The 10,607-nt window shown below is 70.7% G+C and carries 11 protein-coding genes; all 11 read right to left on the bottom strand.

Annotated elements, in window-relative coordinates:
- Nucleotides 1-116: 116 nt before the first annotated feature.
- The 11 genes from AC07EG_RS10080 to AC07EG_RS10030 are packed head-to-tail and all read right to left on the bottom strand — an operon-like array spanning nt 117 to nt 10,603.
- Nucleotides 117-722 (bottom strand): hypothetical protein, encoded by a 606-nt coding sequence (locus AC07EG_RS10080; protein ID WP_478252699.1) that lies wholly within the window; start codon nt 720-722, stop codon nt 117-119.
- Nucleotides 722-1,219: a hypothetical protein gene (locus tag AC07EG_RS10075; RefSeq protein ID WP_478252698.1), complete on the bottom strand. Its 498-nt coding sequence runs from the start codon at nt 1,217-1,219 to the stop codon at nt 722-724. The genes AC07EG_RS10080 and AC07EG_RS10075 overlap by 1 nt, the downstream gene beginning before the upstream one ends.
- Before the next feature lie 17 nt (nt 1,220-1,236).
- Nucleotides 1,237-2,478, bottom strand: coding sequence for an MCE family protein (locus AC07EG_RS10070; RefSeq protein WP_478252697.1), 1,242 nt, complete (start codon nt 2,476-2,478; stop codon nt 1,237-1,239).
- The gene (locus AC07EG_RS10065; RefSeq protein ID WP_478252696.1) at nt 2,475-3,632 is read right to left on the bottom strand and encodes an MCE family protein; all 1,158 of its coding nucleotides are present in this window, start codon (nt 3,630-3,632) and stop codon (nt 2,475-2,477) included. The genes AC07EG_RS10070 and AC07EG_RS10065 overlap by 4 nt, the downstream gene beginning before the upstream one ends.
- A complete protein-coding gene (locus AC07EG_RS10060; RefSeq protein ID WP_478252695.1) occupies nt 3,629-4,822 on the bottom strand; it encodes an MCE family protein in 1,194 nt (397 codons plus the stop codon). Before AC07EG_RS10060 ends, AC07EG_RS10065 begins: the two co-directional genes overlap by 4 nt.
- Nucleotides 4,819-5,850 carry an MCE family protein gene (locus AC07EG_RS10055; RefSeq protein WP_478252694.1) on the bottom strand — a complete coding sequence of 344 codons (1,032 nt, stop codon included), beginning with the start codon at nt 5,848-5,850 and terminating at the stop codon, nt 4,819-4,821. The genes AC07EG_RS10060 and AC07EG_RS10055 overlap by 4 nt, the downstream gene beginning before the upstream one ends.
- A complete protein-coding gene (locus AC07EG_RS10050; RefSeq protein WP_478252693.1) occupies nt 5,847-6,881 on the bottom strand; it encodes an MCE family protein in 1,035 nt (344 codons plus the stop codon). Before AC07EG_RS10050 ends, AC07EG_RS10055 begins: the two co-directional genes overlap by 4 nt.
- The gene (locus tag AC07EG_RS10045; protein ID WP_478252692.1) at nt 6,878-8,188 is read right to left on the bottom strand and encodes an MCE family protein; all 1,311 of its coding nucleotides are present in this window, start codon (nt 8,186-8,188) and stop codon (nt 6,878-6,880) included. The genes AC07EG_RS10050 and AC07EG_RS10045 overlap by 4 nt, the downstream gene beginning before the upstream one ends.
- On the bottom strand, nt 8,185-9,036 hold the full coding sequence (locus AC07EG_RS10040; RefSeq protein WP_478252691.1) for an MlaE family ABC transporter permease: 852 nt from the start codon (nt 9,034-9,036) through the stop codon (nt 8,185-8,187). Before AC07EG_RS10040 ends, AC07EG_RS10045 begins: the two co-directional genes overlap by 4 nt.
- On the bottom strand, nt 9,036-9,830 hold the full coding sequence (locus tag AC07EG_RS10035; protein WP_478252690.1) for an MlaE family ABC transporter permease: 795 nt from the start codon (nt 9,828-9,830) through the stop codon (nt 9,036-9,038). The genes AC07EG_RS10040 and AC07EG_RS10035 overlap by 1 nt, the downstream gene beginning before the upstream one ends.
- Nucleotides 9,831-9,844: 14 nt before the next feature.
- A complete protein-coding gene (locus AC07EG_RS10030; RefSeq protein WP_478252689.1) occupies nt 9,845-10,603 on the bottom strand; it encodes a glucose 1-dehydrogenase in 759 nt (252 codons plus the stop codon).
- Nucleotides 10,604-10,607 lie beyond the last annotated feature (4 nt).

The following is a 10,607-nucleotide window of genomic DNA, read 5'->3' as shown; positions in this document are numbered from 1 at the left end:
CGTTGTTGACAGACACAGGCGGCAGGTTACCGGCGGCGCATTCGGGTGACCCAAGGCGGTACTGGGTGCGAGCGGCCGATCGCGCTTTGGTAGCGGGCCTGCCGCGCCCGCCGTGGTCAGAGCGCGGTGAGTTCGGCGATCTTCCAGGCGCCGTCGATCTTCCTGGCCTGCACGTCCAGGTGAGCGGCCGAGGAGGTCTGGCCGTTCTCACCGGGCCGCAGCGTCTGCTGGTCGAGGAAGACCAGCAGCCGGGCGGTGTCCCCGCGCAGCTCGCGCACCCCGGTCCAGCGGATGGTGGTGGTGCGCACCAGTTTCTGCTCCTCCGCCTGCTTCTTCGCGGCGGCGAAGCTGTCCTGGTACTGGGTGACCGCCTTGTCCACCAGCAGCCCGCCCGCGGCGCGCTCGGTGCGGGCGAGATTGGCGTGGTCGTAGGAGAAGATCGCCTTGATCGCCCCGCCGACCTGCTCGGTGACCTCCGCCGTCGCGGTCGCGTCCACCAGCGCCAGGTTCGCCGAGGGATCGCCTTCGGACAACCGCGCGGATTCCACGCCGAACCAGATGGCGCAGCCGGTGGCCAGCACCACCACGGCGGTCAGCAGGGCGATGGAGGTGGCCAGCCGGGAGTCCGGTTTGCCCGGTTCGGCCCCGGGTTCGCCGGCTTCCAGTTCCAGCGTGCCCGAATGCGATTCGGTGATTTCGTCTTCGTGTTCGTCGGTAGCCATCAGCCCGCCTGGACGGCGCTCACCTTCCAGCCCTGGTCGGTCCGGGTCAGTTCGACGGCGAGCCGGCTGCGGTTGGGCACCGGTGGCTCGTCGTTGATGCCGATCCGCACGTCCAGCACGGCGACCAGCCGCGCGGTGTCCGGCAGCAGTTCGACCAGCGCCGCCTGGCGCACCGAGGCGGTGGCCATGGTCCTGGTCTCCCCGGTCCGCCGCAGGTGCTCCTCGCGGTCGGCGGCGAGGTCCTTGCCGAACTGGCCGGTGCTGACCTGCAGCCAGCGGTCGTAGTCGAACTGCACGGTCCGGTGGTCGACCGTGTTCAGCGCGGTCAGCGCGGTGGACGCGGCCGAGAGCACCTCGTCGCGCTCGCGCGCGCGGGTGAGGTCGTCGTCCTGCGCGGCGGCCCGCCAGGACCAGCCGAACCAGGCGGCCGCGGCCACGGCGAGCACCGCGGCCACGAGCAGGCCGCGCCGCAGCAGGCGGAGGTTCACGGATTTCACACGCGCACGATTCCAGATCAGCGGGGCAAGCCCAAGAGCCCGCCGACATTTTCCGCACCGGGCAATCCGGCGAGGTCGAGCAGGCCGGGCAGTTTCGCCTGCCCGGATGGCGCGGGGGCCTGCCGGGCCGGCTTCGGCACCTCCACCGGCTTGCCCGCGTACGGCGCGTTCTGCGCCCCGCGGACCCCGGTCGGGCTGCCCGGCGGTTCGGCGCAGTACGCCTGCGTGTTGGCGGGCAGTTCACTGGTGTCGTTGGCGGGCCGCTGCCTGGTGCCTTCGTAACCCTTCGTGCACGAGTACGGGTCGAACAGGTTCAGCACAAAACCGAGGTGGCCTTCGCCGTTCGAGGTGACCGAGTGGCTGAACGCGGAGATCACCGGATACGCCACCAGCAGCTGCTCCACCGCGTCCACCCGCACGGTGGTGAGCTGCGCGGTGGTGAGCAGGTTGGCGAAGAGCACGCCGAGATCGGGCCCGGAGGTGGCCAGCACGTCGCTGACCTGCCTGCTCAGCTTCGGCGCGTCGTCGATCACCTCGCGCAGCCGGGGGTCGGACTCCTTCAGCTGCGCGCTGATCTCCTTGAGCCCGCTGGCCAGCGAGGTGAGGTTGTCGCCCTGGCGCCGCTGCGTGTCCAGCACGACTCGGGCGTCGGCGAGCAGCGCCCGGGTTTCCGGCAGGTGCTCGGTGGCGGTGGTGGTGAGCGAACCGGCGGTGTCCAGCAGCAGCCGCAGGTCCGGACCGGCGCCGGCGAAGGCGAGGTACGCCTCGTCCACCACCGTGCGCAGCGCCTGCGGATCCACACCGGACACCAGTGCGTCCAAACCGGACAACACGGTGTCCGGGGAAACCGGGATCTGCGTGCGGTCCTTGGTGATCACGCTGCCCTCTTCGAGGTACGGCGCGTTCTCGTGCAGCGGCCGCAGGTCGACGTACTGCTCCCCCACCGCCGACCGGTTGGCCACCACCGCGGCCGTGTCGGCGGGGATCTTCGGGCCGCCGGGGTCGAGGTCCAACCGGACGTCCACGCCGTCGGGGCGCAGCACCAGCTCGGTCACCTTGCCCACGGTCACCCCGCGGTAGGTCACCTCGGCGTTGACGAAGATGCCGCCCGAATCGGCCAGCCGCGCGGTGACCAGGTAACCGCGGGCGCCGAACAGCCGGTCCAGCCCGGCGTAGTTCCCGCCCGCGTACACCACCGACACCACGGCGATGACCAGGAAGGCGAGCAGTTGGATGCGGTGCTTGCGGCCGAGGGTCACCAGCCACCTCCGAGCAGGCTGCCGAGCAGGCCGTCCAGGCCGCCGAGCACCCCGCCGCCCGGTGCGGTCAGCGGGGGCGGCGCGGTCGGCAGCGGCAGGGACGGCAGCGGCGGCGGGTTCTGCGGCAGCGCGATCGGCGGCTGGGAGGAGTCGAGGAAGTTCTGCACCAGCGAATCCAGGTTGAGGTCGACCCGGGCCCGCACGTTCGCGTAGTCACCCTTGACCACCGCGCCGGCGGCGTCCGGGAACGGGTAGGTGGGCAGGATCTTCAGCGCCGTCGGCAGGTTCGACCCCGCCTCGGCCAGCTTCTCCAGCGTCGGCTCCAGCGCCCGCAGGTCGGCGATCAGCTCGTCGCGGCTGGCGTTGACCGTGCTCACCGCCACCCCGGACAGCTCGTCCAGCGACTGGAGCATGCCGACCAGCTGGTCGCGTTGCGCGGTGACCACCTGCAGGCCGGGCGCCAGGTCGTCCAGCGCCACCTCGAGGTCGCCGGTCTGCGTGCTCAGCGTGCTGGACAGGCGGTTGAGCCCGTCGATGGCCCGGACGATCTCGCCCTTGTGCCCGTCCAGCCCGGTGGCCACTTCGTCCACCCTGGACAGCAGGGCCCGGATGTCGGCTTCGTTGCCGGACAACGCGTTCGCCAGTTCCTCGCTGATGGTGCGCAGCTGGTCGATGCCACCGCCGTTGAGCAGCAGCGACAGCGCCCCGAGCACCTCCTCGACCTCGGGGTTGCGATTGGTCTTCGCCAGCGGGATGACCGCGCCCTCACCGAGCCTGCCGGACACCGGCTCCCCGGCCGACGGCCCGCGCAGCTCGACGAACTTCTCCCCGAGCAGGCTGGACTGCCGCAGCTCGGCACCGGCGTTCGCGGGCAGCACCACGTCGCCGTTGACCACCAGCCGCACCACGGCGTGGTGGGTGTCCTCCGACAGCTCGATCCCCTCGACCCGGCCGACCGGCACGTCGGCCACCTTCACCGCCGCCTGCGGCACCAGGTCCAGCACATCGGTGAACTGCACGGTCAGCCGGAACGGGTGGTCGCCGAGATCCGCGCCACCGGGCAGGGGGGTGTCGTACACGCCCGAGAACTCCCCGCAACCGCTCGCCAGCAGCGCGCCCGCGAGCACCGCGGCCAGCTTCCCCCGCCCGCTCATCTGACCCCCAGGTTGCCCGAAAGCAGGTCGACCAGCGGCAGCGGCAACGGTGGCAGTTCGCCGTTCTGGATGGAGTTGAGCAGCTGCGACAGCGACGGCACCCGGAGCGTGCCGTCGATGATCGGTGCCAGCCCCTGGCACAGCTGCCCGAGCGTGTCCGGCAGCTGGGCCGGGGTGCTCGCGCTGACCAGCTTGCACACGGTGACCATCAGCGGGTGCGCCAGCTCGTTGGCGTTGTACCGCACGGCGATGCTGCCCGAAGCCGCGTCGTAGGTGTTGATGAAGTTGTTCATCCCGGTCGGCCCGACGTCGAGCACCTCGGCCAGCGCTCCCCGCTGGTCCACCAGCACCTTGGTGATCCCGGCCAGCTTGTCCACGTTGGACGAGAGCAGGCCGCGGTTCTCTTCGACGAAGGCACGCACGTCGTCCAGCGAGGTGGCCAGTGCGGTCAGCGCCGCGCCCACGTCGTCCGACTCGGCCGCCAGGTGACCGGCCACATCGGACAGCCGGGCGTAGAACTCGTTGAGCTGCTCGTCGCTGCCCGCCAGCATTCCGGTGAACGACCGGAGGTTCTTCACCGTGGCGAACAGGTCGCCCTTCGACCCCTCCAGCGTGCTGGACAGCTCCGAAAGCCGGGTCACCGTGTCGTTGAGGTTCTGCCCGTTGCCGTCGAGGTTCGCCGCCGCCGTGTCGAGCACCCGCGACAGCGCCCCGTCGGCGTTGGCGCCGTTCGGCCCCAGCGCGGCCGACAGTTCGTCGAGGCTGCCGTAGAGGTCGTCCAGCTCGGCCGGGGTGGCGGTCCGATCGGTGCCGATGACCGCGCCGGAAGCCAGTACCGGTCCCTCGTCGTAGGCCGGGGTGAGCTGCACGTACCGATCACTGACCAGGCTGGGCGCCACCACGGCCGCCCCCGCGCCCTCGGGGATCTCCACACCGGCGTCCACCCGCAGCTCGACCCGCACCACCCCGCCCTGGGGTGTCACCCCGGTGATCTCGCCGACCGGCACCCCGAGCACCCGGACCGCCGAACCGGCGTAGAGCCCGACCGTTTTCTCGAAGTACGCGGTGATCTTCGTGCCGCCGGTGTCGCGCAGGGCGAACCACAGCCCGGCGGCGAGCACCAGCAACGCCACGCACGCCAGGGAAAGCCACGACAGCAGGCTGCGCCGGGCCCGGGTGTCGACGGTCATCGCGGCGCCACCCCCTGGTTCGGCGCGGCGATCGGCGGCGTGCAGCCCTCCGGATTGAGCTGTGCGCCCGCCACGGTGATCACCGGCGGCAGCAGCCCGCAGATGTAGCCCTCGAACCAGCGCCCGTTGCCGGTGGCGTTGGCGCCGATCCGGGTGAACGGCGCGAGCAGTGCCAGGCTGCGACTGAGGTTCTCCTGGTTGCGGTGCAGCACGTCGGTGACCCCGCCGAGCTTCTCCAGCGCCGGTTCGAGCTGCTGGCGGTTGTCCGCGACCAGTCCGGAGAGCTGGTCGGACAGCTGCTTGGTGCCGTCCAGCAGCCGGGTGATCGCGTCCTGGCGGTGCTGCAGTTCGGAGAGGAGCAGGTTGCCGTCACCGATGATCCGCGAGAGCTGCGCGTTGCGGTCCGACAGCGTTTTCGAGAGCTGGCTGGTGTTCGACAGCAGGTTCGCGAGTTCGGTGTCCCGGGAGGAAACCGTCTTCGACAGCGAGGACAGCCCGTCGAGCGCCTCACGCAGGTGCGGCGGGGTGTCCTCGAGCGCGTCCGAGAGCACGTTGAAGCTCTGCGCGAGCTGGTCGGTGTTCACCTCCTGCACCGTGTCGGACAGCTTTTCGAAGGCGTCCTGGAGTTCGAACGGCGTGCGCGTGCGGTCCAGCGGAATGCTCCGAGCCGGGTCCTGCGGCTGCTCCCCCGCCGGGTGCAGCGCCAGGAACTTCTCGCCGAGCAGGGTTTTGATCTCGATCGAGGCGACCGTCGCGTCCGGCACGCCGACCCGCTCCACCTCGAATTCGACCAGTACCTTCTTGCGGTCCAGCGCCACCGAGGTCACCTCGCCGACGGTCACCCCGGCCACCCGCACCTCGTTGCCGGCGGCCAGCCCGGCCGATTCGGCGAACTCCGCCGAGTAGCCGACACCCCGGTCCAGCAGCGGCAGGTCGTTCCAGGCGTAGGTGACCACGGCGACCAGGGCGAGCAGCACCAGCGCCACGCCGCCCACCGCGGCCTGGTTCCGTTCGCGCAGCGGCTTCATGACGGCTGGCACCTCTCCGGCATCTCGTTGGTCGGGAGCGGCAGGAACGGCACGGTGATGTTCAGCGAGGAGATGCCGATCGTGCCGGACAGCCCGCACAGGTAGTAGTTGAACCAGCTGCCGTAGCTCAGCGTGCGGGTGAACTTCTCCAGGTTGCCCGGCATCACCCCGAGCAGTTCGTCCAGCAGCTGCTCGGAGTCGGCGAGGTTGCCGGCCAGCTGCCCGAGCGCGGCGATGTCCTCCTTCAGCGGCGGGCGGGCTTCGGCGAGCAGCCCGGCCGTGGTGTCGGTCAACTCGCCGAGCGCGGACACCGCCTCGCCGATCGGCTCGCGTTGCTCGGCCAGTCCGGTGACCAGCTGCTGGGTCTGGCCGATCAGGTCGCCGAGGCCGGGGCCGTGCTGGTTGACCGTGCCGAGCACCTGGTTCAGGTTGGTGATCACCTCGCCGATCACCGCGTCCCGGTCCGCGATCGCCGAGGTCAGCGACGCGGTGTGCGAGAGCAGGCTCCGGATCGTGCCGCCCTCGCCCTGGAACACCTGGATGATCTCGTAGGACAGCTGGTTCACCTGCGCCGGCTGCAGTGCGTCGAACAGCGGCTCGAAGCCGTTGAACAACACCGTCAGGTTCAGCGCGGGCTGGGTGCGCTCCAGCGGGATCCGGCCGCCGTCCGGCAGTTTTCCGCCCCCGTCGACCGTGGTGCCGAGCGCCAGGTAGCGCTGGCCGATCAGGTTGCGGAACTTGACCGTGGCGGTGACGGCCGCCGGGAGTTCGCGCCGGGCGTCCACGCCGAAGTGGACCTCGGCGCGGTGGTCCGCCGACACGGTGATCTCGTCGACCTGGCCGACCTTGACCCCGGCGATGCGGACGTCGTCACCGGCCCTGAGCCCCGACGAGTCGGTGAACACGGCGCTGTAGCGGGAACTCTCGCCGAAGTCGGTGTTCGCGATGGTGGCCCCGAGCACCGCGGTGAGCAGCACGGTCACCAGCGCGAAGGCGAGGATCTTCAGCAGCGCCGGGACGAAGCTCCTCATTCGAGCGTCACCTCCGCCCCCCGGTACAGCGGCGCGACCAGCAGGCCGCCCCAGCCGGGCACCTCGGCGGGCGGCAGGCCCAGCGCCGGGGCGGTGAGCGCGGAGATCAGCTGCTGCTCCTCCGGGGAGTTCGCCAGCGACGCGGCCCCGCCGCCCGGCAGGCCGGGGCCCGGCGACTTCGGCGGCGCGGGCTTGCTGGAGCCGTCCTCGATCGGCCCGCCCGGCGGGTACTGCGGCCAGCGGCCGGGCGCCGGTACCTGCGGGTAGCAGCGGGGCCCGCGCTTGTCGTCGTACCGCGGCTCGTCCACGCCGGGCAGGTACTTGCCGCGGCTGGCGGTGATCCGGATGGTCACGTGGTTCATCTCGTCGGTCCCCTTGCCGAACGCCTCTTCCGCGCGGGGCACCGATTCGGCGAGCTGGCGCAGCAGGCACGGGTATTCGGGCGCGTACTTCGCCAGCACGTCGAGCGTCGGCCGCACGGTCCTGGTCAGGTCGATCAGGTTGTCCCTGTTGACTTCGAGGAAGCTGGTCAGGTCGTTCGACGCGTCGGTCACCGTGCCGAGCAACTCGGCGAGGCCGGTCTGCTTCTCCACGATGGTCCGGGTCGTCGTGGTCAGGTCCGCCAGCGCGTCGAGGAAGTCGGGGGCGGCGCGGTGGTAGACGTCGGCGGTGTCGGCGAGCCCGGTGATGTCGGCCTTGAGGTCGGGCAGGGACGGGTTCAGCTGCCCGAGGTAGTCCGAAAGCCGCACCAGCGTCCGCCCCAGCTGTTCACCGCGGCCGTCGAGTGCGGTGGCCACCGCGTTCAGCGTGCTGGACAACTTCTGCGGCTGCACCGACTGCAGCAGCGGCAGCACGTTGCCGAGCACCTGCTCCAGCTCGATGGCCGTGCTGCTGCGGTCCTGCCCGATCACCGCGCCCGCGGCGATCGGCGGCGCCGGCTGCTCCGGCAGCTGCAGGGCCACATACCGTTCGCCGAACAGGGTCTTCGGCAGGAGCCTGGCGTTGACGTTGGCCGGGATGACCTCGGTTTTGCCCGGGTCCAGCGCCAGTTCGAGCACGGCGGCGTCCCCGGCCGCCCGGATCGACCGCACCTCACCGACGATCATGCCGCGCACCTTCACGTCGGCGCCTTCCCGCAGCTGGTTGCCGACGTGGTCGGTTTCCAGCGTCACCGCGGTGTAGGGGACGAACTTCTTGTCGTAGATGGCGACCGTGACGGTGAAGAACAACGCGACCACGACGAGGAACAGCACACCGAGCGCCTGGTGGCGCAGGCGGCCGAGGAGGATGCGGCGCGTGGGGTTCACCCGGAGATCCGCACGGTCGTGTTGGTGCCCCAGATGGCCAGGCTGAGGAAGAAGTCCAGCACCGAGATGAGCACGATCGAGGTGCGCACCGCCCGGCCGACCGCGATGCCGACCCCGGCCGGCCCACCACGGGCGGTGTAGCCGTAGTAGCAGTGCGAAAGGATCACCAGCACGCTGAACACGATCACCTTCAGGAACGACCAGAGCACGTCCTCCGGTGGCAGGAACAACCCGAAGTAGTGGTCGTAGGTCCCGGCCGACTGCCCGTAGAACCAGATGGTGATCTGCCGCGAAGCCAGGTACGAAGACAGCAGGCCGACCGCGTAGAGCGGGATGACCGCGGTGACACCGGCGAGCACGCGCGTGGTCACCAGGTACGGCAGGCTCGGCACACCCATCACTTCGAGCGCGTCGATCTCCTCGGAGATCCGCATCGCACCCAGCTGCGCGGTGAACCCGCAGCCGACGGTGGCCGACAACGCCAGCCCGGCGGAAAGCGGCGCGACCTCGCGGGTGTTGAAGTAGGCGGAGATGAACCCGGTGAGCGCGGCGGTGCCGAGCTGGTTCAGCGCCGAATACCCCTGCAGGCCGACGATGAGCCCGGTGAACAGGGTCATGCCGATCATCACGCCGAGGGTGCCGCCGATCACCGCCAGCGCCCCGGTGCCGAAGCTGACCTCGGTGAGCAACCGCAGCGTCTCCCGCGAATACCGGCGCAGCGTGCGCGGCACCCAGGCGATCGCGCGGGCGTAGAAGGACAGTTGCGCGCCGAAGCCCTCCAGGAAGGCGCCGGGGCGCGCGATCATCTCCAGCGTGCGGTCCGGTGCGCGTTCGTCGGTACCGGTCATCACAACGCCTTCGGGGGAACGATGCGCAGGTAGATGGCGGTCAGCACGACGTTGATCGCGAACAGCAGCAGGAAGGTGAGCACCACCGCCTGGTTGACCGCGTCCCCGACGCCCTTCGGCCCGCCGGACGGGTTCAGCCCGCGGAAGGCCGCCACCACCCCCGCGACGAAGCCGTACAGGAACGCCTTGATCTCGCTGATCCACAGGTCCGGCAGCTGCGCCAGTGCGTTGAAACTGGCCAGGTACGCCCCGGGCGTACCGCCCTGCATGACCACGTTGAAGAAGTAACCGCCGAGCACCCCGACCACGCTGACCAACCCGTTGAGCAGCACCGAAACCACGATGGCGGCGAGCACCCTCGGCACGATCAGCCGCTGGATCGGGTTGACGCCGAGCACCTCCATCGCGTCGATCTCCTCGCGGATCTTCCGCGCGCCGATGTCCGCGCACACCGCGCTGCCGCCCGCGCCCGCCACCAGCAACGCGGTGATCAGCGGGCTCGCCTGCTGCACGATGGCCAGCGCGCTGGCCGCGCCGGTGAACGACTGCGCGCCGATCTGCTGGGTCAGCGAGCCGAGTTGCAGCGCGATCACCGCGCCGAACGGAATGGCCACCAGGGCGGTGGGCAGGATGGTGACGCTGGCGAAGAACCAGCACTGCTGGATCCACTCGCGGAACTGGAACGGCCGCCGCGGGGTGGCGCGCAGCACCTCCCACGCCAGCGTGGCGAGCCGGCCCACCTGGGCCAGCGCCGCCGTGCCGGGCACCCCGGGCGTTCCCGCCAGGCCAGCCATCGCGCCTCCGGATCTCAGACCTTCAAGGCGTGCGTGGCGGTCGCCCCGCCATCCGCCACGAACTCACTCCCCGTGCAGTACGAGCTGTCGTCGCTGGCCAGGAACGTCACCAGCGCGGCGATCTCCCCGGCCGCGCCGACCCGGCCCAGTGCCACCTTCTTGCCGATGAACGCCATGTCCACCGGCGCGCCGCCGAGCGCGTCGGTGACCATCTGCGTGTCGACCGCGCCGGGGTGCACCGAATTCACCCGGATGCCGCGTTCCCCGAGTTCCAGCGCGGCCACCTTGGTCATGCCGCGGATGGCGAACTTGCTCGCGGTGTACGCGGTCAGGAACGGCATCCCGGCCAGGCCCTCCACAGAGGACACGTTGACGATCGAGCCGCCACCGGCCTCGGTCAGCGGGCCGACCGCCGCGCGCATGCCGAGGAACGTGCCGATCTGGTTCACCCGGATCACCCGCTCGTAGTCGGCCAGCTTCGTCTGCTCCAGCGCGGAGAAGAACAGCACTCCCGCGTTGTTCACCAGCACGTCGAGCTTGCCGAACTCCTCGGCCGCACGAGCGGTGGCCACCGGCCACGCGTCCTCGTCGGTGACGTCGAGGTGCTGGTACACGCAGGCGTCACCGAGTTCGGCGGCCAGTTCCCCGCCGAGTTCGTCCGCCACGTCGGCGGCCACCACGCGCGCGCCCTCGGCGACGAACCGCCTGGCCGCCGCCGCCCCCTGTCCCCTGGCCGCGCCGGTGATCAGCGCGACCTTGCCGTCGAGCAACATGAGC

The organism is Amycolatopsis sp. NPDC045836, assembly GCF_056431745.1.
Note: the sequence above shows the minus strand (reverse complement) of the source record. Positions and strands in the feature narration are given on the sequence as shown.

Excerpts from the sequence above, each read along its gene's own strand:
- AC07EG_RS10080 (WP_478252699.1), bottom strand. The coding sequence starts at position 722 with ATGGCTACCGACGAACACGAAGACGAAATCACCGAATCGCATTCGGGC.
- AC07EG_RS10065 (WP_478252696.1), bottom strand. The coding sequence starts at position 3,632 with ATGAGCGGGCGGGGGAAGCTGGCCGCGGTGCTCGCGGGCGCGCTGCTG.
- AC07EG_RS10060 (WP_478252695.1), bottom strand. The coding sequence starts at position 4,822 with ATGACCGTCGACACCCGGGCCCGGCGCAGCCTGCTGTCGTGGCTTTCC.
- AC07EG_RS10055 (WP_478252694.1), bottom strand. The coding sequence starts at position 5,850 with ATGAAGCCGCTGCGCGAACGGAACCAGGCCGCGGTGGGCGGCGTGGCG.
- AC07EG_RS10050 (WP_478252693.1), bottom strand. The coding sequence starts at position 6,881 with ATGAGGAGCTTCGTCCCGGCGCTGCTGAAGATCCTCGCCTTCGCGCTG.
- AC07EG_RS10040 (WP_478252691.1), bottom strand. The coding sequence starts at position 9,036 with ATGACCGGTACCGACGAACGCGCACCGGACCGCACGCTGGAGATGATC.
- AC07EG_RS10035 (WP_478252690.1), bottom strand. The coding sequence starts at position 9,830 with ATGGCTGGCCTGGCGGGAACGCCCGGGGTGCCCGGCACGGCGGCGCTG.
- AC07EG_RS10030 (WP_478252689.1), bottom strand. The coding sequence starts at position 10,603 with ATGTTGCTCGACGGCAAGGTCGCGCTGATCACCGGCGCGGCCAGGGGA.